The organism is Oscillibacter sp. (assembly GCF_032060045.1).
Lineage (GTDB): Bacteria > Bacillota > Clostridia > Oscillospirales > Oscillospiraceae > Oscillibacter.
Map to the genome: position 1 here is coordinate 43906 of NZ_DAMBZJ010000012.1, position 22674 is coordinate 66579.

Below are 22674 nucleotides of genomic sequence, written 5' to 3' on the forward strand. Positions count from 1 at the left end.
CGCCGCCCGCCACTTCTTCCGGGCAGACAGATGCCGCAAGTCCGGATGCTTCTGCATCTGGACAGACGGAAAATGGAGAATTTTTCTCATCGAAAGATGTTTTGCTGGCGAGCAGTGTACAAAATCTTCAGTTAAAACCGAAAAACAGCTCCAGTGGCATCAGCTTTGAAAACCTGCGGGGGACGATGTTGAATTACAACCCGACCATTCAATCCCTGAAAGCGCAGATTATGGATGTCAACGGCATGACGCAGGACAGTCTGTGGAGCGCCGGTGGTACACTGCGAGAAATGCTGGCACGCACCAATGAGGCTCTTGGAATGGTGGAAAGCGCGATGGATGCCGGGGTTCTTGACCCAAGGGTTTATCAGGCGCTCAACATCGCGCTGAATGCAAATGCTATTTCGCTGCAAAGCGCGGTTGCCCAAAATTTTTCGCAGGTGATCAATGTTGATAATACCATTGCCACCACGAAAAACACCCTAAACAACGCCATTGAAAAAGTTATCAGCGGCGCGGAGCAGCTTTATGTTGGCATCGTTACCATGGAGAACACACTGCCGGCTGTGCAGCGGGGACTGGACGCATTGGACCGGGCTGTGGTCATTGCCGAAAAGCAGAAGGAGCTGGGTATGGCCTCCGCCTATGATGTGGAGAGCACCCGCCACCAGCGTGCGCAGGTTGCCAGCCAGTTGGAGGCATTAAAGTATCAGGTAACCACCAACAAGCTGCTTCTGGAGGGCATGTGCGACATGGAACTGAGCGGTTCGGTGAAGCTGGTCGAGCTGCCGATCCCCTCGCAGGCGGAGCTGGACGCCGTAAACTATGACAAAATGCTGAGCACCGCCTCCGCCAGGAATGTGGATGTGGCCAACGCAGAGATCGCCTTTGGAGAGGATTCAAGCCCTGTGAATAAGCAGGCGCGTATCGCCGCACAAAACAGCTTCGCCTCGGCATTTAAGGGCGTTTGCATAGCTGTGCCGGAGAATATCCGGCTGGTGAGCGCCGCGCAAGAGACGGTGGATTTCCAGCAGAGAACTTTTGACATTGCCGCAAAAAAGTATGAGCTTGGAATGGCGTCCCACGAAGAATACCTTGCTGCCAAGAATACGTTGGATAGCGCGCAGGACGATTTGAATACGGCGCAGCGAAACCTGTTCAGTGCGTACCACGCCTATGAAAGCGCCATAAAGTACGGCCTTGTGTAAGGTTGGTTAGAAATAAAGGAGAACACTATGAAAACAAAATCTCTTTCCGCGCTACTGACGGTGGCGCTGCTGCTGAGTACGCTGACAGGCTGTGGCCAGGCGGGCAATTCCTCAGAGGAGGAGACCAAGGGCACCGCCGTGGAAGTCCAAACGGTGGAGTTGGGCGACATTGCCACCGAGAGTACCGTCACCGGCAGCGTCACGGCCAACCGCAACGTGCCGGTTTTGAGCAAAGTTTCCTGTAAGGTCAAAAGTGTGAAGGCCAAGGCCGGCGATGTCGTTGCCGTCGGGGATGCGCTGTTTACGCTGGATACAGCTGATTTGCGGGACGCCTACGGCAGCGCGCTGGAGACTTATTCCGGCGCTCGCGAGCTTCTCGATGAGCAGGTCAGTCAGGCCAGGGAGGCCTATGAAAACCTTCAGGCCCTTTTTGCCCTTGGGGCCGTAAGCCAGAATCAGGTGGATCAGGCAAAGCTGGGGCTTTTGCAGGCCGAAAACACTCGCAGGAGCACCTTGGCCCAGATGGGGTTGGACGATGTGTGGGACATTTTGAACAGCCCCACTGTCACGGCTCCCATCGCAGGAACCGTCTCCAGCGTCAGCGTGACCGCTGGAGTGGCCGTGGCTCCGGGCACGGTGGGAGCGGTGATCTCTGAGATCGGTCATCCTCAGGTTGTGGTGAACGTCTCCGAGACGTTGCAGCCCTCCATTAACGTGGGTGATGCAGTGGAAATCAACATTCCCTCCGTGGGAGAGGCAACGGTACAGGGGACGGTGTCCTCTGTGGCTTCCGCCGCCAGCCTGCCCTCTGCACTGTATGAGGTACATATTGATTTGCCCAAGGATTTGAAAGTTTCCATTGGCATGTTTGCCCGGGCTGTGTTCCGTACTGATTCCCGGACGAGTACCGTGCTCATCCCCACGGAGGCAATCCTTACGGGCGCAGATGGAAGTCAGTCCGTCTATGTGGCGGACGGCGACACAGCCTATCAGGTAATTGTGACCACCGGACTTGTGGGGGAGAAGCAGACGGAGATTACCTCCGGGCTTCACGGCGGCGAACAGCTTGTGACCCGTGGGCAGAGCTATCTCAGCGACGGGGCCCCCGTTCGCGTCATCAATGCTCCGGCGCCGGAGGACAACGCAGATGCTCCCAGTGCAGACGCCTCCGGTGCTGAAAGCGGGGCGGCCTCCTCTGCTGCGGTGTCTTCTCAGGTTGCGGCTCAAAGCGCGGAGGGCAAGGCAGCATGAATATCGTTTCATTTTCCATTCGCCATAAGGTTACCACGATCATGGCCTGCGTGATGGTGGCAATCTTCGGCGTGTTGGGTTTTTCCCAACTGCCGTTGGCGCTACTGCCGGACATCGAGCTTCCGATGGTGCTGATGTATTCCTCCTATCAGGCAGGCCCTCAGGAGGTGGAGAAGCTGGTCACCGTCCCGCTGGAGAGCGCTTCCGCTTCAGTGGCGGGCATGGATAAGCTCTATTCCTACTCCGTTGAAAACATGTCCCTTGTAATCGTAACCTTTACAGACGGAACCAATCTGGACAATGCCATGACGGATCTGCGGGACAAGGTCGGCATGGTGAAAAGCACCTTGCCCGACGATGCCAGCGACCCGGTGATGATGGCCATGGACATGGATGCCATGCCCGTAATGGTTATTGCGCTGCGGGGCGCGGATCTGGCGTCTCTCCAGTCTACGGCAGACGATACCATCTCTCCCGCGCTGGAGCGCATCGAGGGCGTGGCTTCCGTTGATGTGCAGGGCGGCTTTGAAAATGAAATTGCCGTAGAGACTTACACGGAGAAGCTGACTGGCTATGGGCTGTCTTTGTCCTATATCGCTCAGATTCTTTCGGCAGAGAATGTCGCTATTCCCGCCGGTAGCGTGGACAATGGAGAAAACACTCTGTCCGTGCGGACCGACGGCCAGTTTTCCACGGCCCAGGACGTGGCCAACTGTCTGATTCCGCTGCCCACCGGCGGCACCGTTCGGCTGGGAGAGGTGGCAAACGTCTATCTCAAGCCGCAGGAGCGCAGTGCCATCGCTAAGGTGGGCGGAGAGGACTGTGTAATTCTGTCGGTCAATAAGCAGTCGGACGTAAATACCGTGGTCACCGCCAGAAACGTCAGCGCGGTTATGGAGGGCATCGCGAAGGAAAATCCCTCCTTGAAATGGTCCGTGCTGATGGATCAGAGTGACTATATTAATCTCTCTGTGCGCAGCGCCATCTCCAACATCGTCATGGGCGTTCTTCTGGCCGCAGTGGTACTGTTTGTGTTCCTGCGAGATTGGGGCGCAACCATGGTCATCTCTGTTTCCATGCCCCTTTGTATCGTGTCGGTGTTCCTTTTGATGCGGGTGCTGGGCATTACGCTGAACATGATGAGCCTTGGCGGCGTGGCCATGGGTGTGGGTATGATTGTGGATAACTCCATCGTGGTGTTGGAAAACATTTTTCGATACCGATCCGAAGGACACGACAATTATTCCGCCTGTACCAAAGGGACGGGAGAGGTTTCTCTGTCCATCGTGGCATCCACGCTGACCACTGTGGCGGTGTTTCTCCCTCTGGGCCTCACCAAAGGAATTGTCGGCATGATGTTCTATGACTTCTGTCTGACCATTTGCACGCTGATTGCTATGTCCCTGATTGTGGCGCTTACCATTGTGCCGCTTTTGAGCTATATGCTGCTGGGACGGGGGCGGAAGGACCTGAAGGCCAACGCGCAGGCCATGGAGGCCGTCAAAACGAAGAAGAGCAGCCGCTGGACGGACTGGTATGTAAAAAAGCTGGATTACTTTATTCATCACCGTAAGCGGACCATGCTGGGAACGCTTGCCATGATTGTGGTTTTTATCGGCATCATTGCGTTCTCCGGCTTTGAGATGATGCCCTCCATGGACCAAAGCAGTGTCACCGTCACTGTCAGCCTTCCCACCGGAACCGAGATAAAAGAAGCGCAGCACATTGCTGAGCAGGTGGTGGACATTGCCATGGATACGGTTCCGGAGATTAAGGATATTTATTATTCCACCGGCGGCGGGACCATGAGCAGTATGACTGGCGATAACTCTACCTCCGTAACACTGAATCTTGTTTCCATCGGGGAGCGTCACCGCTCCGCCGAGGAGATAGGAAACGGGCTGCGAGAGAATCTGCGGGATATTGCCGGGGCAGAAATCTCCGTGTCTTCCGCGGGAATGATGGATATGTCCGCCATGAACGGAAAACCGATCCAGCTTACACTTTCCGGAAACAACTATGATGAGCTGAAAACGGCGGCGGACGATCTTATAAGTCAAATTACCGACGGCGTGCCCGACGCAATGGATCTAAAATCCAGCGCTGGGGACCAGGTGCCGGAGGTGGACGTGACGCTGCGGCGGGATGTGGCCGCGCAGTATGGGCTTACTGCCGCTACCATCGGTACCGCTGTGCGTAGCCAACTCACCGGCTCTACCGCTACGATTCTGAAGGTAAACGGCGAGGAGATCAACGTGGTGGTTCGGGGCGAGGCGGACGCAGGCAAGAGCCTGGACGCGCTGCGTTCTCTGCTGATTACCACGCCCACGGGCAGCGCCGTTCCCTTGAACATGGTGGCAAGCGTTGAGGTAGTGATGGCGCCTCAGACCATCATTCGCCAGAACCAGAGCCGCACCATCACCATCACCGGCGACAGCCGTACGGACGACCCAGTGGGCATTTCCAATTCCGTCAGAACAGTGGTGAACGGCTATCAGCCCCCCGAGGGAATTACCTTGGAGATGGCGGGCGAAAGCAGCGACATGATGGATTCCTTCCAGAGTCTGGGAACTGCGCTGATTGTGGCAATGGGCCTGGTTTATTTCGTGCTGGCGTCTCAATTCGAGTCGTTCCTGATGCCGGTGATCGTCATGATGATTCTGCCGGTGAGTCTGCTGGGGTCGCTATCCACGCAGTTCCTGTTTGGTATGAAAATCTCCATCGTCTCTCTGGTCAGCGTAATTATGCTGGCGGGAACGGTGGTCAACTCTGCCATCGTGCTGGTGGATTACATCAAAATCCGACGTCAGCGCGGCGAGGAGAAGGACGAGGCGATTTTGAAGGCATGTCCCCGTCGTGTCCGGCCTGTGATGATGACCATGCTCACAACGGTTTTGGGGCTTTTGCCCATGGCCATGGGTATGGGCGAGGGAGCGGAGATGATGAAGCCCATGGCCATCGCCATGATTACCGGCATGCTGCTCTCCACTGTTGTGACCCTGTTGTTCACGCCGGTGTATTACAGCATTCTGGATAACTTCCGGCAAAAATTTGCCGACAAACGCGCGGCCAAAAAGGAGAAATTGGCGCTGAAAGAAAAGGAGGAGGTCCTCAGTGTCGAAGATCAGTGACCAACGCCGCGCCGACATATTGCGCTCTGCGCTGACAGAGTTTGGCCTCCGGGGCGTGGACGGAACCTCTATGTCGGAAATTGCTGCCCGGGCCGGGATCGGAAAATCTACCATCTATGAGTATTTTGCCTCTAAAACAGAGCTGCTTGTTGCATCTTTTGAAATGAAGATCCGGCAGATGAAAGAGGAAATTGAGTCCATTTTTTGCCGGGACAGCGCCTTTTCCGAGCAAATGGAGCAATATGTCGAAATGATGCTGGAGATGGTCGGAAGCGTTGATCTCAATGAGATCATACGGGTCTTTACCCGGGATTCCATGAGCGAGTTAGAAACACTGGGGGATGCCTTTGCAAGCGATGTGGCGACCATTGTGGAGCAAGCCATTCTCCGTGGGCAGGCGTCGGGAGAGTTGGTGGAGGATATGGATATAAGCATTGCTGCCGCAATTTTGCTGGGAATTCCTAACCCCCATCTGATTCTCCGCTTGCGGCAGTTGGGCAAGGAAGAGCCGGTAAAAGCGTTGGTAAATCTGGCGCTTCGGGGTATCCGAGCCACTCGCACGCAAAATAATACCTGATGCTCACAGGAAAAGAAAGTGGATCCATAACAAGAAGTGAATTGCTTTGTGCCCTTACTTGGCAACCTCCTTTGCGTTTCCGTATTTAAATAGCCGAGCGCCCGCCCAGACGGCAAAACCGTTTGGGCGGGCGCTTTTTCGACTTCAAAGATGGGTAATTTAATTCAAGAGGAGGAGCTCAATTGCGCTTGATTTTCGTGCCGGGATTTGCGTTACTCCAAAGAGATAACCGAGACGGGACAGCCGTCCCGGGCGTCTTCCGCCGCGCTCTCCGCATCGGTGGGCACGGGGTCGGTGTAAACCTCAGCCGGTCCGTCGTCACCCATGCGGAATACCTCCGGACAGGTGGACTCGCACAGTCCACAGGAAATGCAGCCACTTCTGTCGATTTTTGCGTTCATAATGTCAAATCTCCTTCCTTTTTGTTCCCTAAATTAAATGCGTTTGCAATCAGGCGTTCAAGAACAGGTCGATGTCGTCCTCAACCGTTCCGATGCCTGCAATGCCGAATTTCTCCACCAGCACCTTTGCCACGTTGGGGGACAAAAAGCCCGGCAGGGTGGGACCCAAGTGGATGTTCTTCACGCCCAGATACAAAAGAGCCAGCAGCACAATCACAGCCTTTTGTTCATACCAGGCAATATTAAACGCGATGGGCAGCTTGTTGATGTCGTCCAGACCGAAGACCTCCTGAAGCTTCATGGCGATGACCGCCAGAGAGTAGGAGTCATTGCACTGACCGGCGTCCAGCACTCTGGGAATGCCGCCGATATCGCCAAGGCCCAGCTTATTATAGCGGTATTTGGCGCAGCCTGCCGTGAGAATCACAGTGTCCGCCGGGAGCTTTTTTGCAAATTCGGTGTAATACTCGCGGGACTTCATGCGCCCGTCGCACCCGGCCATGACAAAGAACTTCCGAATAGCGCCGGATTTCACGGCCTCGACCACCTTGTCCGCAAGGGCCAGCACCTGATTGTGAGCAAAACCGCCCACAATGCTGCCGGACTCGATTTCCTCAGGGGCGGGCAGGGTCTTGGCCAGGGCAATGACCTCGGAGAAATCCTTTTTGCCGTGTTCGTCGGGATCAATGTGCCGACAGCCGGGATAGCCGGAGGAGCCGGTGGTGAAAATTCTGCCGCGGATTTCCTCGCTTCTGGGGGGCACAATGCAGTTAGTGGTGAAAAGAATGGCGCCGTGGAACGGACCAAACTCATCCACCTGCCGCCACCAAGAGCCGCCGTAGTTGCCCACAAAGTTATCGTACTTCTTGAAGAAGGGATAGTAGTGGGCGGGCAACATTTCTCCGTGGGTATAAACGTCCACGCCGGTGCCTTTTGTCTGCTCCAGCAGCTGCTCCAAATCGGCCAGATCGTGGCCGGAAATCAAAATGGCGGGATTCTTTCGAACGCCGATGTTCACCTCGGTGATTTCGGGGTTACCGTATTTCGCGGTGTTGGCTTCATCCAGCAGCGCCATGGTCTTCACGCCATACTCGCCGGTTTTCAGCGTCAGGCCCACAAGATCGTCGGCGGTGAGGGTGTCATCCAGCGTTGCCGCCAGAGCTTCGTAGATAAACGCGCTGATGCTGTCGTCTTTTTTCCCCAGGTTTGCCGCATGCTCGGCATAGGCGGCCATGCCCTTCAAACCGTAGATAATCATTTCCCGCAGGGAGCGCACGTCCTCGTTCTCCGTGGACAGCACGCCGACATTGGCCGCTTTTTCCAGCATAGAAGCCCGGTCGCTCACCGTAAATGTGGACGCGTCGTGCAGGCGTTCGACAGAAACGTTCAGGCCATCGCGAATGGACAGCATTCGCTTGATCTGCGCCTCAATGGAACCGTCGTCAAAGTTGGCGTTGGTGATGGTCATGAACAGGCTGTTAATTACCTCACGGTTTGTCCCGGACATGGCACCGACATCCAGCTTTCCCAGAATAACGCGTTCCGATACGCCCTTGAGGGTGTAAATCAGCAAATCCTGAAGCTTGGCGACCTCTTCGGTTTTCCCGCATACGCCGCGCATGGTGCAGCCCTTTCCTCCGGCCGTTTCCTGACACTGATAGCAAAACATACTCATTTCCTTTTTTCCTCCTATAGTATTGATGGAATCTGTTAATGGGGGCAATCGGGGAATGGGATGATGCGCGTTTGTTTTTGTCGGCTGATACCGAACATGGATCATCCCAAAAGTCGTTAGTCAATCTAAACCCGCTTCTCCACACTACGCTGCCTGACTGGATAAAAGTCGCTTCTGCTTTGCGGGGCGGGCTTTGTGGCGCACTCCGAGGGGTGGGGCGCCGTGGTGCGCTTACCGCCGTTAAGACGGCGGAATCAGGGCACTTCCTGACCGACGCGGTTCTTTTATTTGGCAGAGTTCTCTTTCTGAGAGTGTGAGATGTTTGGATTGACTTTATGCTTCGAGTGTACTATGATTCAGGCAGTAAGTCGGTTGGAAATCCAACAAGAGGGGATTTTATGAAAAATTATTTTAATGCATTAAAGGCGATGGAGCTGTTTCGGGGCATTGAGGAGACAGATTTTGAGCTGCTACTGAGTTGTTTGCAAGCCAGGATGGTCCGCTATGAAAAGGGGCAGGCTGTTTTCTCCGGGGGAGAGCGCCTCCGTGAATTTGGCGTGGTATTGACAGGACAGGTGCAGGTGATTCAGGACGATTATTACGGAAACCGCAGTATTCTTGCAAATATTGGGCCGGGCAACCTGTTTGGTGAGTCTTTTGCTTGTGCGAGGGTGGAAGCACTGCCCGTGGGCGTGACAGCACTGGACGCGAGCGAGCTGCTGTTTATCGACTGTGGAAGGCTGACTGCGCCCTGTACCCGGGCCTGTGATTTTCATAACCGACTGATTCAAAATATGCTGCGCATCGTTTCTATGAAGAATATCGCCCTGACGCAGAAAATTGAGTTTACCTCCCAACGGACCACGCGTGAAAAGCTGCTGGCCTATCTTTCGGCGGAGGCCCAGCGGGCAGGGGGCAGCCGCTTTAAGATTCCCTTCAACCGTCAGGAACTGGCGGATTATCTCTCTGTGGAGCGCAGCGCCATGTCGGCAGAGCTTGGAAAGCTTCGAGACAGCGGCGTTTTAAACTTTCATAAAAACGAATTTGAGCTGCTGTAATTCGAAGCCGTGTATTCCGTTCCATGTCTATGAAGAAACCTTTACCCACCAAAGGAGACGCCAAATCTCGTTTGGCGTCTCCTTTGCGCGGTCCTGCGCCGATGGCGGCGGAGGAAGAGGATTATTGCTCCGTTTGCGGTCCGGAGTTTTGGTCAGTGTGCTTCATCTCGTCCAAAGAGGACGAATCGGAAGCGGGGTTAATTGCGCCCGTAAAACGAGTGGCACCCGTGGCGCCAAGAGAGCCGTAGGCTCCGATGGAACCGATGGAGCCCATGAAATTTCTGCTCTCCCGGCGAAGCTGACGGGATACGTTTTCATCTTGGCCATAGCCGCTTCCGGAGGAATTGGTGCCGTGCTGCCAGTCCTGTTGAGAGGTGGGATTGGCCTGCGTTACATCATCGGCATAGGGGATTCCGGGGTCCCGTTGCTTTTTTTGGCGATTTTTTTCGTCGGGAAATTCAAAATCGTCTTTATGCGGATTCATGTGCCTATCCATAAAAAACCCCTTTCTGAGTCGAAGACTCAGATGTAGTTTGTCCGAAAGACTGTTTTTTATCAGAAAAAAGGAAAATTTCGGCGGAGAAATCCCCGCCGAAATAAAAATTCACAGTTTCATTGTCGGATTGTCACCCAAGGGCCACGTCCAGCACCATCATCATGCTGAATCCAACCGCAAAAAACACGGTGCCGATGTTGGAATGGCGACCCTCTGACATTTCGGGAATCAGCTCTTCTACCACCACGTAGAGCATGGCTCCTGCGGCAAAGCTCAGAAGATACGGCAAAGCGGGAACCACCAGTGTGGCGGCCAGGATGGTCGCCACCGCGCCCAGCGGCTCCACAAGACCGGAGAGCATGCCCCCGGCAAAGGCCTTTCCCTTGCCCATGCCCTCGGAACGCAGTGGCATGGATATAATGGCGCCTTCGGGGAAATTCTGAATGGCGATTCCAATGGACAAGGACAGGGCCGCTGCGGCGGTGATAGAAGTTTCGCCGGAGAGAAAGCCTGCGTACACCACGCCCACGGCCATCCCCTCCGGGATGTTGTGCAGTGCCACCGCCATCACCAGCATGGTGGTTTTCTCAAAATTGCTTTTGGGACCCTCTGCCTGCTCGCTGTTGCGGTGAAGGTGGGGAATGAGGTGGTCCAGCAAAAGGAGAAACAGCACGCCGATCCAAAAACCCACAACCGCCGGGACAAAGGACCACTTTCCCAAGTGCGCTGACTGCCCGATGGCGGGAATCAGAAGACTCCAGATGGAGGCCGCCACCATCACACCTGCGGCAAAGCCGGTGAGGGCGCGCTGCATCCGGTCGCCCAAAGAATCCTTCATAAAAAAGACGCAGGCAGAACCTGCTGTCGTGCCGATAAACGGGATTAAAATACCCTGCAACACATCCATGTTCATAAAACGAATCTCTTCTTTCTAAGTGCCAAATGATCTGATTTTTTAAAACAGCATACTGCATCCGCCCAGCCTTGTCAACATGGATAGGCGGATTTTGCGCTGTCCGTGTCCGAAAAAACAACGCAGCAGGGGAGCGTTTTTGCGTCCCCCTGCTGTGTCCCTCCCAACGGGAGGGGTCAATACGGATAGACGTAATCCGTGATTTCCTCCGCCGGTTCGATGGAGGAGACGTGAATTTGCGGTTCGGGTGCGCCCTCAAAGGATCCTACCTGCAAAGTGCCCGTGACGGTGATCCACGAATCGGCCGCCAGCGCAGAGACGTTGTCGTATTTGCAAACAATTCCGCAGGGAGACAAATCCGCGGCGCAGCAGGACATCATCAGCCTGGCAGGAACAAATTCGTCCGCGTTCAAAGACGGGATATCCTTTAAGACAAAGCCAGTCATGGTAATCTCAAAGCCTTCGAAGCGGTCGGGATACAGAAAAAGCTCGCTGCACCAGTTGTAAAACTCGCTGTCGGGTACGGTGACGGTCCGAGCCTCCGGGTCGTACCCGTGGAGATAGCCGATGACCTGTCCACTGGCCCCCTCCATGGTATATATACCGTCCTCCACCGACGACTCGGAACTTCCCGGAGAGGAAGGGGACAGGGGGGACGAAATGGCGGGCGTCTGATTGTCCGCCCCACCAAAGGCGCTGCCGCCTGTAAGCAGGCCACCGGAGCTGACGGTGCTGATCTGCTCATGAGGCAGCAACACCAGCAGCACGGGAATGGCCAGCAAAAAGCAGTGGGCGGACCGCCTGCGGTATTGCGGGCGAAACAGGCGTGTGGCGGAAAACATGGCGCAGACCAGAAGTGCCCCCGCGGAAAAGAAGAGATACGGCTTTACCCGGGGGGCCACGTAGTAGAGGTATGCACCGGAGAGTGCCAGATAAAGCAGCACTGCGGAAAAGGCCGCAAGGCAGATAACTTCCAGAGCGGCCTGAAGATTCAAAGCGCCCCGCTTCATAGCAACACCTCCCCAAGTCCCAGAGAAAAGGCGGCAAAGACCACCGCGCCACACACCGCAAACATGGTGAAAGCCAAGCGGAGCACAAATTTTTTCGAAAAGCTCCCCGAGAGCATCAGCACATTTTTCACGTCCATCATAGGGCCGAACACCAAAAAGCCCATCAAAGCCCCCACGGGAAACTGGGCTGCAAAGCTTCGGGCCACCACTGCGTCGGACGAGGAGCACAGGGAGAACAAAAATGCTATCGCCATCATCAGCAACAGAGGAAGCAACAGGCCTTCTCCCGCGCCGGTCTGGGATAATCCCGCGCCCATGGTCTGAAAGAGCGCGGAGACAAACGCGCCCAGCAGCAGATACGTTCCAACGCTGAAAAATTCAGATTGGGCGTGAAGCAGAAAGCTTTCCAGTTTTCCCGACTTCGGGTCCACCGCGCAGCCGCAGCCGCACAGCCCCCCAAGCTCTCCGCCGGTGAGAACATCGGATTTGGACCTGGCTCCGGCAAACGTCAGGCCGATCAGCACTGCGCACAAAAGTCCCATCCCCACCCGGCAGGTCACAACTTTCCAGTTTCCCCCGAAGGCATACCAAGTGCTGAGCATCACCACCGGATTGATGACCGGCGCGGCGGAAAGAAACGTCACTGCCGCGGACAGGGGAACCCCCTTGCGCACAATGCTGCGAAACACAGGGATGGAAGTACAGTCGCACACCGGCAGGCAAAAGCCTGCCAGCAGCGCAAACAAAAAGCCGCCCGCCGGGTGCTTTGGAAATTTTTCCGCAATCAGTCGGTCGGAGATAAACACCTGAATCGCGGAGGAGAGCAGCACGCCGATCAGCAAAAAGGGCACCGCCTGCAAGAGGATGCCCAAAAACACGTTCACCACGCCGTCCACCTGAGAGCCGCCCAATACCAGCCGCAGAAGGAGGTAGGCGGCGGAGAAGTAAACAAGGATCAGAAGGAAAAAAGTGTTGGGTGCAGGCCGGGGCTTTTGCAGGGCCTTTTCAATATCCCGGAGCCAATCAGCCCGCAGCACGGAAACGCCGGGGTTCAGGCCCCGCAAGAGCTGGCGCAGGCGTCGGAACTCCCGGTCCTGCGCGTTTCGCAACACAATGAAGTCGCAGTTTGCAACCTGATCGGTCAATGCCGCTCCTGCACCGCCCAGCAGACGCTCCAGAGCCTCTGCGTCCCCCACATGCAGAATTTTTTGAAGACGACAGAAGTCCCCTGTCGTCATGGTGACCTGACGAGTGGGAGCGGGGAACAGCGCCTGCAAATAACGGGTGGGCAGCATCCCATTCCACTCGACCCAGATTTCGTCAATTTGCTCGGGGTCTTGCTCCAACAGGTATTGATAGATCTTTTTGGACACCGCCTCCGGACTCTTTTGTACCTCCCGGATGGAAAGGCGGAGGGGCTTCAGCTCCTCCACAGATGGGGCGGGGTCCTCTTCGCCTTCCTCAAAAAGGATGCAGCGCGGGTTGATTCCCTCCCGCAGGCGGGAGGGAATCAGAGTGTTTAAAAGCGTCGTTTTTCCGGCGTCCAGAAAGCCGGTGACGACGAAAACCGGGATATAGTCCCCCGACGAGGAGACTGCCTCCCGCTGCCGCACAAACGGCGGAGAAACTGGCTGTTTCAATGTAAAAATGCCCCCTATCGTTTTGTTCAGATATAAAAGGCAGGAAGAGAACGCCCTTGGCGGGAAAGACAGGTTGCTTTCCAGAGCCGGGGCAAATTTCCTTCCTGCGGGGCAATTAATTGTTCAGCCGGATTTTAAGCTTTAGCAGCGATAAGGGGCAAAGAAGCGCGGCGACGGAAAAAAGAAGCGCCGCTACCGCCGGATAGAAAAGCGTATTTCCGGAAAAAGTGCCGGAACCGACGGCCGTGTGGCCTGTCTTCTCCACCGCTTGCAGGCAGACCGCAAGCCTTGTGCAGACGGTGCAGTCCTCCCCTGTGCAGCGGTGGCGGAGGTGGGTCGCCGCGTAGCCCTCGGTCAGCCACGCAGCTGCCAGAAGCGTGGACAGCAGCGCGATTGCCAGTATTCTGATTCGGACTGTCTCGCGGCGCATGGCGGTCTCCTTTTCTGAACGGGCCTCCCTTGCTGGGACAGCTCTTCAAATGAATTTCCCTCATTTTAAAGGAGGCCGTGGTCCTTGTCAAGCAAACTCAACGGAGACTGTGGCCCATCAGGGACCAAAAAAACCGGGGCGACCTGTTATAGGTCGCCCCGATCCATCAATCTTACGACTAATTTTTGTGGCGGTGCTCTCCGCGATGCCGTTCTCCGGGGCCGTGCTCTCCGTGGTGATGCTCTCCGCAGCCGTGCTCTCCGCAGGCGTGGGAGTGTTCCCCGTGATGGTGGCCGCAGGAAGCGTTGGGGTTAAAGCGCAGGCTCCCGGCAAGCAGCGCCGCCGCCGCCTCGTCCGCAGCGCCGGACACTCCCCCGTAAATCTGAATTCCTGCTTCGGACAGGGCGGTTCGCGCTCCATCACCGATGCCGCCACAGATCAGGGCGTCCACGCCCAATCCCTGCAAGAAAGCCGCCAGTGCCCCGTGTCCGCTGCCGTTGGTATCCACCACGGAGGAGTTGGTTATTTTTCCGTCCTCCGCGTCGTAGACTTTGAAGTGCTCCGTATGGCCGAAGTGCTGAAAGATATTTCCATTTTCATAGGTGGCTGCAATTTTTTTCATCATTATTCCTCCAATAGTTTGTTCGCCGGATTGACCGCAGTGGTGGCGGTGTCGGCCGCAGCCGCCAAAGCCGCATGAAGTCTCCGTGCCGCTGCACAAGCGGTAATCGCCCCCTTCGATTTTCAGAGGAAGGCCATCTACCAGCGCGGACGCAATTTTTTTGCGGGCAGACGCGTAAATAAGCTGGGCTGAAGCGCGGGCGATTTCCATGTACGTGCCGCACTCTTGCTGGGATAGACCTTCTCTGTCAATGAGACGCACAGTTTCGTATTCGTCCACCGTCAGGATGATCGGCTGTTTTTGTGCCCCACCGTCGACGGGGAGAAACGTGGAGCTGGGGGGAAGGGAGCAGACCCTTCTGCATTTTTTTGGTCGTGGCAAATAACATTCCTCCATGCAGGTTTTTGGTATATACCAATTAACTGCATTATAACGTATCTGCACAAAATGTCAAGCTTTATTTGGTATATGCCAATAATTGTTTTGGATTTATTTTTAATTTCTGCAAAAAATATGATATTAGTACAGAATCAGTGTTACTTTTTAGGCGCTGCCGCCGTCTAATTAATGTGAAAATAGCAAATAGCATACGGCTGTGATAGGAAAAGGAGCTGACAGATGTGAAGCGGCATACGCGTTCGTCAAATAAGTTTTTTAGGAGCAGAAGGGGAATCACCGTCCTTGTGGCGGTGGTTTTAGTCTGTGGGTTGGGTATATGGAGAGTGTCGGCCCACGGGAGAACGCCCCTTCCGGTCTTGATGTATCACCATGTGGAGGCGGACGGAACGGAGTGCAATGATATGACCGTTACGGAAAGCCGCTTGGAAAAGGATTTTTGCTGGCTGCGAGACCGTGGTTATCATCCCGTCCTCCCCCGGGAGCTGGCGGAGGGGGACCCGCTGCCGGAAAAGCCGATTTTGATTACTTTTGACGATGGATATCGCAGCAACTATGATTTGTTGTACCCCCTTTTGCAGAAGTATCAGATGAAGGCGGTTATCTCCATCATTGTGGAGATGCCGGAACTTCCGGCGGATAACTTCCTCACGTGGGATATGTGCAGGGAGATGGACGGGTCGGGGCTGGTGGAGATCGGATCCCACAGCTTTGCACTTCACAATTTGGGGGATCTGGGAGGATGCTTTGATCCGAGCGGCGTCAACGGGATCGAGCGCAGGCCCGACGAGACGGATGAGGCGTTTCAGACCCGGGTTCTGGACGATATCCAAGAGAGCTATGACCTGATTGAGCAAAAAGTGGGGCAGGCGCCTACCTTTTTTGCATATCCCTTTGGATTAAAGGAACCGGACGCGGAGGAGCTTGTAAACCGCCTGTTTCCCGTTACGGCGGTGACAAAGCCGAAAATTGCCGATTTAAAACGCGGGCTTCACGATCTGCCCCGCATCACCGTGACGATGAACCGAGAGCTTTCCTCGGTTTTAAAATAGTCCGACGCTTCAAAACAACGCATTGAGAACGCCCCTCCGACGCTTTCACGTCAGAGGGGCGTTTTTTCATATTCTTGTGGAAGGCCCGCACGGAGAATCCAATCATGGGGCGAGACTTACCTTTTGGGGTGGGTAAGATCTCTCTCTTAATTATGTGGTGTTTGCCGCCCAATCAGGCAAAAATTTTCCCAATCAGTGGAGCACCTCATCAGGCCGGCAAAAAATCCGACTGATTTGGAGGGTCAACGCCCCAGCTCCACAAATTTGCGCAGTGGCGCTTCGCCCCGCAGGGCTTCTTCGCACTCCGCAATCAGCCGGTCCCGGTCCTGATTCAGGTTTCCCGCCAGCACAAGATAGTTGCTGGCGTGGTTGGAGCGAAACACCGCGCCAGGGCAGTCAATATGCTCCAGAAGAAGCTTTGCCTCCCGAATCAGCTCCATGGGCGTTGGGGTCACCAGCTCGCCGCTTGCAACCCAGTCGGCCATGGGCGTGCCAGTATAAATGCGCAGAGTCAGCAGGGCGATAAAGTCAGGCCCCATGGCATTGAGGGCTTTGGCGGTGTCCATGGCGTGAGCCTGCCAGTCCCCGTTGGAGCCTGCCAGTCCGCTGATGGCGGTGACCGAAAGGGCCAGCCCGGCGGCCTTTAGCTTTTGGCCCGCCTCGATTTGTTGTGCAACCGTCACGCCCTTGTTGATTTTCTGAAGCAACGCCTCGTTTCCGGTCTCAAGGCCAAGGTACGCAAAGTCCAGTCCTGCCTTGTGAAGGGCGGACAGATCCTCCGGCGTTTTTCCCAAAATGCTCTTGGGGCTTGCATAGGTGGAAACACGAGTGCACTCGGGAAACAGCGCCCGGATATCCCCCAGAATTTCCAACAGCCGGTCCGTCGGGAGAATCAGCGCGTCTCCGTCGGCTAAGAAAAAGCGCTCCACGCGGGGATACTGGGCCCGGGCCCAACGTAGATCCTCCAACACCTGCTCCCTCGGAGTAATGGAGAATTTCTTGTCCTTGTACATGTTGCAAAAGGCGCATTTGTTATGACTGCAACCCACGGTCACCTGAATAATCAGGCTGTGAGCCTCGCTGGGGGGGCGGTAAACGGTTCCGGAATAGTGCAGCATGAGGGCCCTCCTTTTTTAGCGTTGCTTCAAAATAGCCACAGGCAAGTTTTTAAAAGCGCTGTAGTCTGATTAGGTATTTCGGAAGATTTTCAGCATAAGTGGCAGACTCCATTAAATCATGTTCCGCGCCGTGTGTAAATGGCTGAAATTTCCTTTTGGTCCATAAGTGCACGAAAGAACCGCCTTTGGCGGTTCTTTCGTGTGTGTCGTTAGGACGGCGAAAATTTCATGAATGAGACTTATTTTTCCTTTGGAACCTTGATAAACGCCTGACCGGGGTCAATTTCTTCCCGGATAACGCGGATGGTTTCGGGGTCGGGACCTTCCATCAACTGCGCGCGGCTGACGTCGATTTCAAATCCCGTGTTCTCCTGCACCATTTCGGGCGTGGAGAAGGGGTAATAGTAGGCGAGATACATCCGCTTGGTATCCTCGTCAAACTTCATGATGCCAAGGTCCGTCACCACCATCTGGGGTCCCCGGTTGCCCGGTAGGCCCGCCCGCTCGCGCCCGCCCGGGCCGTCCATCCAGCCACAGGAGGTCACATAGTCAATTTTGTCGATGAAGCGTCGCTTCTGGTGCTGCATCATGATGACGGTGTTGCAGTAAGTGGCAATGCCGTTTGCTCCGCCGGACCCGGTGAAGCGGGTCTTGGGGTGGTGATAATCGCCGATGCAGGTGGAGTTCACGTTGCCGAAGGGATCAATCTGCGCACCGCCGATGAAGGCGATGAGCCGGTCCTCGCCGTGAAGCCACTCATTTGCTTCAAAGCCGATGAAACGGACGTTGGGCCACTGCACGGCACAGTGCGCCATAAAGCGGTTGTCACCCACGCTGCGGGGCACCTCCACGGGGTCGCAGTCCATCAGGCCGCTCTCCACGATGGGGTGGCAGGAGGGGCAGATAATCCGCTTGGCCAGGGATGCACCGATCAGCGGCAGGCCCGTTCCCACAATGACAATTTGGTTCGCCTGAATGTTCTTGGCGATGGCGAAGGCCTGCATTTCCTGCTTTGTGTAATTAGTATAATCAGGCATTTTCAGCACGTCCTTTCCGGAATTTTTCCGGCATAGCCAAGGCCGGGCACGTTTTTGGTGGAAATCAGGCGGCTTGCGCCCACCTTATCCAGCAGTTCCTCGTGGGTTTTCACGCTGTAAACCCACTTGCTCAAGAAGTCCTGGAAGGTTTCGGGAACAGCGGTGCCGTCCTCCGCGCCCTTGGCGGCGGCTGCGGCCTTCTGGGCCTTTTCGGCCGCCTTTGCGTCGCCGGGGTCCTTATCGGCCGCCTTTTTAGCCTTTTCGGCGGCTTTGGCAAGCTGGCGCTTGGCGTCGTCGGCATCCTGATATTTGGATGCCTTGTCATACTCCGTCATGGCCTTGCTATCCACATCGTAATACCCATAGCACTGGGCGGGCCATGCGCCGTGGGGCGCGTGAACCACCGCGTCCACGCACATGCCGAAGATGCGAGTCAGCGTGGGATCCCGGCGAATAAACTCGTCGGAAACCAGCTCCTCGCAGGTGACGATGGTCCGCTTGGCGGCCACGGCGATGTCCACGTCGTGGAACTCATCACCCTCAATGATGCAGGTTCCGTCGGGTGAGGCCTTTTGCACATGGATGATGGCACAGTCCAGCTTGGGAACCGGTACGGCGATCACTTTTTCACCAGGATTGAAAGGATTGTCCACGGAAACAAACTTGTCGTTGTCCACGGAGTCCATTTTTTCCCGCTCCTCGCGGCTGATACCCCAGTGCTCCGTCAGTCCGGAGCCGTTCATCAGGCGCACGGGCAGGAAGGGCAGACCCAAAGAGGCGGCGTGTAGCTGAAGCATCAAAACATCCTGAGAATAGTCCTCAAAGGTCAGCTTGCCCTCCTCAATTGCGGCGCGAAAGCGGCGAGAAACGTTGGTATAGCCGGAGTTGGCAGTATAGCAGTTGATATACGCCTTCACGCGACCCTCGCCAATCATCATATCCCAGTCGCCACCCGCCGGGCCACCCCAGGCGGTGAAATCCTTCTGCCCCTGACGCAGGATTTCATACACGGCGGCATAGGGCTTGCGGTTTGTGGTAAAACCGCCAAAGCAGATGGTGTCTCCGCTCTTCACATACCGGGCTACGGCTTCGGAGAGCGTGCAAACTTTTCCCATTACGATTGCCTCCACATTCTGATTGTATTTCTGTCTGAAAACACAAAAAAGCTTGTGTTTTCATAGGGAATCATATATCATAGTAACATATGTTAAACCTCTGTAAAGGAACATTTGCGCGAAAAAATTAGCGGATATTGTTTTACTGCCTGATTTTGCGCTGTTGTAGAAAGAGAAGAAAGGAGGGGGCCGGTATGCAGGTGCAGCCGTTTTATTTAAAGATGAGCCGGGATAACTCCTGGTATATGGACCGCCCTCATTTTCATGAGAGCGTTGAATTTTTGATGCCTGTCTCCCGGGGCGGAGAAATGTTCGTAGAGAATCAGGTCTATTCTCTGCACCCTGGGGCCCTGTTTATTCTGCCGGACGCTACCTTGCACAAAACGTTGGCTTCCGAGCCCTATGAGCGATATGTGCTCCATGTGCCCATCCCCACGATTCATGCCATCTCCACTCCGCAGACCGACCTTTACCGCCGGGTGCAGGAGGCTGAGCGAATGGTGGATACGGGAAACCGGTACAATGAACTGCTGACCCTTTTAAAGCGGCTGGACTGGGAGCAGGGGCGCAAGAACGCGGGCTTTGGTTCCGACCTGAACCAAATGCTGCTTCTGTCTGAATTTTTGCTTCAGGCGCTGTCCATGGCGCCGGTCCGCCGGTGGGCGGACGAGCTTTGCCAGATTGAGCGCCCTTCCGCCCCCGGAAGCAGGGAAGGAGCGCTGCAAATCAGCGCGGTGTTGGAATATTTGCAGGAGCATCTGGCGGAGAAGCTGACGCTGGAACGGGTGGCCTCGGAATTTTTTATCAGCAAATACTACCTGAGCCATTGCTTTAAAGAGGCCACCGGCTTCAGCGTCATGGAATATGTCATCAATACCCGCATTCTCCGGGCCCGCCGCCTTTTACAGGACGGATATCGGGTGCAGACCGCGGGGGAGATGGTGGGCTTTCAGAGCAACGAGCACTTTATTCGCACCTTTACGTCCCTAACCGGGCTGCCACCCAAGCAATATGCCAAGCGCTTCAGTCAGGGGGAGCGAAAGTAAGTCGTCCTCATCACAATATATATCATTAATTCTCTGTATTTCCTATATTCTTGGGAAATACAGAGAATTTTGCTCTACAAAATGACGAAAAGAGGTTTGAAAACCCGTCGGAAATGACGGAAATTATGAAAAATCAAAAATATATTGCAGGAATACTTGCAAAATTAAAAAGAGTAAGCTATGATAATACTACGTGGTAGATAAAACGAGAGGAGCGGCGGGGAAACCCACCGCTCCCGAAAAAATGGATTTTTGGAGGAACGCAAGTCATGAAATACAAGGCTTATTATACCAACAAGCTCAGCGATGTGGCGACCCAAATCTTCAATAGCAACGACGTGGAGGTAAAGGTTGCAAGCGACCTGACTGAGGAGACTTATCTCCGGGAGTTGAAGGAGTATCAGCCCGATGTGATTATGTGCCGCACCGAACCGGTGACCGCCGCCATGATTGACGCCTGCCCCAACCTGAAGGGCATTGGCAAGCAGGGGGCGGGTCTGGATAATATTGACCTTGACTATGCCACTTCCAAAAAGATTCAGGTGGTGTTCGCTCCTTCTGGCAATGCAAACGCTGTGGCCGAGCATGCCGTGATGCTTTTGATGATGACTGCCCGTCGGTTCAGCTACGTAGATAAGCAGTTCCGCAGCGGTAATTTCTACGTACGTATGGGCCTTGAAAACACCGTGGAGGTGCAAGGGAAGACTCTGGGCCTGCTGGGCTGCGGCAGAATTGCAAAGATTTTTGCAGACAAGTGCATCAACGGCCTGGGGATGAAGGTAATCGGTTATGATCCCTATGTCACCAAGGAGCAATTGGGCGGCCTTCCCATTGAGCTGAAGGACAATGCCGACGAAATCTGGAAGACGGCCGACTTTATTTCCATTCACTTGCCCTTGATGCCCTCCACAGAGAAAACCGTGGGTATGGAGCAGTTCAAAATGATGAAACCCCGCGCCATCTTCCTGAACGTGGCGCGCGGCGGCCTGATTTATGAGGAAGAAATGGTGGAGGCCTTGAAGACCGGTGTTCTGTTCGGCGCGGGACTGGACGTGTTTGAGCCCGAGCCGCTCAGCGAAAACAGCCGCCAGATGATGGACATGGACAATGTGGTTCTCACGCCCCACACCGCCGCCTCCACGGAGGAGTCCGTGATTAACTGCTGTACCTCCTGCGCCACCGATCTTGTCAACCTGTGCTACGGGCGAGCTCCGGCCTGCCCCGCCAACAAGATCTGAGGCAATTTCGGGTGACGCGGCGCCCGAGCCGCGCACACTCAATTTTCTGGCCGCCTGCTGAAATTGCTTTCGGCTGGCGGTCGGTTTTTACCCGGAGAGCGGTTGTGTCAGATCAATTTATTTGACAATCTGTCAATTTTTTTAGATTGAACTGGGCAAAATTGTGAGAGCAGACGAACCAAAAAGCAATATATGCTAATTTTTTAACGCGGGGCAGTATTTACAATTTGCCCCCATATGGTATTCTAAAGCTGTGGAATCATCAAAAAACCACCTGTTCAAAGGACTTTTTCGGATTCCGGGTGGATGTATTCCGTAGAGCGGGGGAGAACACGGGGTTGCGTTCCCCATTGCCCCAAAGGAGGCTGCTTTTTATGAGTGAAATTTATACAATGGGCATTGACGTGGGGTCCACCGCCTCCAAATGTGTAATCATGAGGGACGGGAAGGATATTGTGGCCAAGTCGCTTGTAAGCGTGGGCGCAGGAACCAGTGGACCCAGCCGCGCCATTGCCGAGGTGCTGGAAGCCGCGGGGATGAAGAAAGAAGACATGGCATTCATTCTGGCAACCGGTTACGGCCGCAATTCTCTGGACGACGTGGCGGACCACCAGATGAGCGAGTTGAGCTGCCACGCAAAGGGCGCGTTTTTCCTGTTTCCGGAGGTCCGCACTGTCATCGACATCGGCGGGCAGGACGTGAAGGTGTTGGAGATTGAAAATGGCGTGATGGTGAATTTCGCCATGAACGACAAGTGCGCCGCCGGTACCGGTCGGTTTCTGGACGTAATGGCCCGGGTGCTGGAGGTAAAGGTGGAGGATCTTGCGACCCTTGGCGCCCAATCCACCAAAAATGTGGAAATCAGCTCCACCTGCACTGTGTTTGCTGAGAGCGAGGTAATCAGCCAACTTGCCAAGGGCAGCGACAAGCGGGACATCATCAACGGAATCCACAAGTCCGTGGCTTCCCGGGTGGTGGGGCTTGCCAAGCGCATCGGCGTGCGGGACGCGGTGGTGATGACCGGCGGCGTCGCGCAGAACGGCGGGATTGTTTCCGCCTTGCAGGAGGTGCTGGGCCATCCCATTCTTACCTCGCCCCTGACACAGTACAACGGCGCACTGGGCGCCGCGCTGTATGCATGGCAGAAAGCCAGCAAATAATCGGCAAGTGATCCCGAAAGGGGAACCACGCACCCGTCCCAACCGGGACGCGGCGCTATCTCAGGAAAAGAAATGCAAGCTTATGAGAAACGGAGGATAT

At 55.1% G+C, this 22674-nt stretch carries 20 protein-coding genes; 9 read left to right on the plus strand and 11 right to left on the minus strand.

Annotated elements, in window-relative coordinates; translation table 11 throughout:
* The 4 genes from RT018_RS06685 to RT018_RS06700 form a co-directional block, all read left to right on the plus strand.
* A partial coding sequence (locus RT018_RS06685; protein ID WP_312940384.1) for a TolC family protein occupies nt 1-1208 on the plus strand: 1208 nt, incomplete at its 5' end.
* Nucleotides 1209-1235: 27 nt separating this feature from the next.
* Nucleotides 1236-2459, plus strand: coding sequence for an efflux RND transporter periplasmic adaptor subunit (locus tag RT018_RS06690; RefSeq protein WP_312940386.1), 1224 nt, complete (start codon nt 1236-1238; stop codon nt 2457-2459).
* Entirely contained in the window at nt 2456-5590 is a 3135-nt protein-coding gene (locus RT018_RS06695; RefSeq protein WP_312940387.1) for an efflux RND transporter permease subunit, read from the plus strand. Before RT018_RS06690 ends, RT018_RS06695 begins: the two co-directional genes overlap by 4 nt.
* Complete coding sequence (locus RT018_RS06700; protein WP_312940389.1) at nt 5574-6167, plus strand: TetR/AcrR family transcriptional regulator; 594 nt, start codon at nt 5574-5576, stop codon at nt 6165-6167. The genes RT018_RS06695 and RT018_RS06700 overlap by 17 nt, the downstream gene beginning before the upstream one ends.
* Nucleotides 6168-6379: 212 nt before the next feature.
* On the opposite strand, the gene RT018_RS06705 is transcribed toward RT018_RS06700, so the two are convergent.
* Together RT018_RS06705 and hcp are read right to left on the minus strand one after the other, a co-directional pair.
* On the minus strand, nt 6380-6568 hold the full coding sequence (locus tag RT018_RS06705; protein WP_312940390.1) for a ferredoxin: 189 nt from the start codon (nt 6566-6568) through the stop codon (nt 6380-6382).
* Nucleotides 6569-6617: 49 nt separating this feature from the next.
* A complete protein-coding gene (gene hcp / locus RT018_RS06710) occupies nt 6618-8243 on the minus strand; it encodes a hydroxylamine reductase (RefSeq protein WP_312940392.1) in 1626 nt (541 codons plus the stop codon).
* Between the two features lie 398 nt (nt 8244-8641).
* On the opposite strand from hcp, the gene RT018_RS06715 reads away from it, so the two are divergent.
* Nucleotides 8642-9301: a Crp/Fnr family transcriptional regulator gene (locus RT018_RS06715; RefSeq protein WP_312940394.1), complete on the plus strand. Its 660-nt coding sequence runs from the start codon at nt 8642-8644 to the stop codon at nt 9299-9301.
* A gap of 121 nt (nt 9302-9422) precedes the next feature.
* Here RT018_RS06715 and RT018_RS06720 read toward each other — a convergent pair whose 3' ends face one another.
* From RT018_RS06720 to RT018_RS06745, 6 genes are all read right to left on the minus strand, one after another.
* Complete coding sequence (locus RT018_RS06720) at nt 9423-9785, minus strand: hypothetical protein (protein WP_312940396.1); 363 nt, start codon at nt 9783-9785, stop codon at nt 9423-9425.
* 142 nt (nt 9786-9927) lie between these two features.
* Nucleotides 9928-10710: a ZIP family metal transporter gene (locus RT018_RS06725; protein ID WP_312940397.1), complete on the minus strand. Its 783-nt coding sequence runs from the start codon at nt 10708-10710 to the stop codon at nt 9928-9930.
* Nucleotides 10711-10886: 176 nt separating this feature from the next.
* A complete protein-coding gene (locus tag RT018_RS06730) occupies nt 10887-11720 on the minus strand; it encodes a TIGR03943 family putative permease subunit (protein ID WP_312940399.1) in 834 nt (277 codons plus the stop codon).
* Nucleotides 11717-13360: a permease gene (locus RT018_RS06735; RefSeq protein WP_312940401.1), complete on the minus strand. Its 1644-nt coding sequence runs from the start codon at nt 13358-13360 to the stop codon at nt 11717-11719. The genes RT018_RS06730 and RT018_RS06735 overlap by 4 nt, the downstream gene beginning before the upstream one ends.
* A 115-nt stretch (nt 13361-13475) precedes the next feature.
* Nucleotides 13476-13790, minus strand: a complete 315-nt coding sequence (locus RT018_RS06740; RefSeq protein WP_312940403.1) for a hypothetical protein — start codon at nt 13788-13790, stop codon at nt 13476-13478.
* 178 nt (nt 13791-13968) lie between these two features.
* Nucleotides 13969-14793, minus strand: a complete 825-nt coding sequence (locus tag RT018_RS06745; RefSeq protein WP_312940404.1) for a NifB/NifX family molybdenum-iron cluster-binding protein — start codon at nt 14791-14793, stop codon at nt 13969-13971.
* A gap of 239 nt (nt 14794-15032) precedes the next feature.
* On the opposite strand from RT018_RS06745, the gene RT018_RS06750 reads away from it, so the two are divergent.
* The gene (locus RT018_RS06750; protein ID WP_312940406.1) at nt 15033-15860 is read left to right on the plus strand and encodes a polysaccharide deacetylase family protein; all 828 of its coding nucleotides are present in this window, start codon (nt 15033-15035) and stop codon (nt 15858-15860) included.
* Nucleotides 15861-16102: 242 nt separating this feature from the next.
* On the opposite strand, the gene RT018_RS06755 is transcribed toward RT018_RS06750, so the two are convergent.
* The 3 genes from RT018_RS06755 to RT018_RS06765 all read right to left on the minus strand — a co-directional run bounded on the left by RT018_RS06755 (nt 16103) and on the right by RT018_RS06765 (nt 19130).
* Entirely contained in the window at nt 16103-16978 is an 876-nt protein-coding gene (locus RT018_RS06755) for a radical SAM protein (protein ID WP_312940408.1), read from the minus strand.
* A 239-nt stretch (nt 16979-17217) separates the two neighbouring features.
* On the minus strand, nt 17218-18015 hold the full coding sequence (gene gctB, locus RT018_RS06760) for a glutaconate CoA-transferase subunit B (protein WP_312940410.1): 798 nt from the start codon (nt 18013-18015) through the stop codon (nt 17218-17220).
* 2 nt (nt 18016-18017) lie between these two features.
* Nucleotides 18018-19130, minus strand: coding sequence for a CoA-transferase (locus tag RT018_RS06765; protein ID WP_312940411.1), 1113 nt, complete (start codon nt 19128-19130; stop codon nt 18018-18020).
* A gap of 194 nt (nt 19131-19324) precedes the next feature.
* Here RT018_RS06765 and RT018_RS06770 point away from each other — a divergent pair, with 194 nt between their 5' ends.
* The 3 genes from RT018_RS06770 to hgdC all read left to right on the plus strand — a co-directional run bounded on the left by RT018_RS06770 (nt 19325) and on the right by hgdC (nt 22574).
* A complete protein-coding gene (locus RT018_RS06770; protein ID WP_312940414.1) occupies nt 19325-20176 on the plus strand; it encodes an AraC family transcriptional regulator in 852 nt (283 codons plus the stop codon).
* Between the two features lie 269 nt (nt 20177-20445).
* Complete coding sequence (locus RT018_RS06775; protein WP_312940416.1) at nt 20446-21414, plus strand: hydroxyacid dehydrogenase; 969 nt, start codon at nt 20446-20448, stop codon at nt 21412-21414.
* Between the two features lie 374 nt (nt 21415-21788).
* Complete coding sequence (hgdC, locus tag RT018_RS06780; RefSeq protein ID WP_312940418.1) at nt 21789-22574, plus strand: (R)-2-hydroxyglutaryl-CoA dehydratase activase HgdC; 786 nt, start codon at nt 21789-21791, stop codon at nt 22572-22574.
* The last annotated feature ends 100 nt before the right edge of the window (nt 22575-22674 follow it).

Excerpts from the sequence above, each read along its gene's own strand:
- RT018_RS06690 (WP_312940386.1), top strand. The coding sequence starts at position 1,236 with ATGAAAACAAAATCTCTTTCCGCGCTACTGACGGTGGCGCTGCTGCTG.
- RT018_RS06695 (WP_312940387.1), top strand. The coding sequence starts at position 2,456 with ATGAATATCGTTTCATTTTCCATTCGCCATAAGGTTACCACGATCATG.
- RT018_RS06705 (WP_312940390.1), bottom strand. The coding sequence starts at position 6,568 with ATGAACGCAAAAATCGACAGAAGTGGCTGCATTTCCTGTGGACTGTGC.
- hcp (WP_312940392.1), bottom strand. The coding sequence starts at position 8,243 with ATGAGTATGTTTTGCTATCAGTGTCAGGAAACGGCCGGAGGAAAGGGC.
- RT018_RS06715 (WP_312940394.1), top strand. The coding sequence starts at position 8,642 with ATGAAAAATTATTTTAATGCATTAAAGGCGATGGAGCTGTTTCGGGGC.
- RT018_RS06720 (WP_312940396.1), bottom strand. The coding sequence starts at position 9,785 with ATGAATCCGCATAAAGACGATTTTGAATTTCCCGACGAAAAAAATCGC.
- RT018_RS06725 (WP_312940397.1), bottom strand. The coding sequence starts at position 10,710 with ATGAACATGGATGTGTTGCAGGGTATTTTAATCCCGTTTATCGGCACG.
- RT018_RS06730 (WP_312940399.1), bottom strand. The coding sequence starts at position 11,720 with ATGAAGCGGGGCGCTTTGAATCTTCAGGCCGCTCTGGAAGTTATCTGC.
- RT018_RS06740 (WP_312940403.1), bottom strand. The coding sequence starts at position 13,790 with ATGCGCCGCGAGACAGTCCGAATCAGAATACTGGCAATCGCGCTGCTG.
- RT018_RS06755 (WP_312940408.1), bottom strand. The coding sequence starts at position 16,978 with ATGCTGCACTATTCCGGAACCGTTTACCGCCCCCCCAGCGAGGCTCAC.
- gctB (WP_312940410.1), bottom strand. The coding sequence starts at position 18,015 with ATGCCTGATTATACTAATTACACAAAGCAGGAAATGCAGGCCTTCGCC.
- RT018_RS06765 (WP_312940411.1), bottom strand. The coding sequence starts at position 19,130 with ATGGGAAAAGTTTGCACGCTCTCCGAAGCCGTAGCCCGGTATGTGAAG.
- RT018_RS06770 (WP_312940414.1), top strand. The coding sequence starts at position 19,325 with ATGCAGGTGCAGCCGTTTTATTTAAAGATGAGCCGGGATAACTCCTGG.
- RT018_RS06775 (WP_312940416.1), top strand. The coding sequence starts at position 20,446 with ATGAAATACAAGGCTTATTATACCAACAAGCTCAGCGATGTGGCGACC.
- hgdC (WP_312940418.1), top strand. The coding sequence starts at position 21,789 with ATGAGTGAAATTTATACAATGGGCATTGACGTGGGGTCCACCGCCTCC.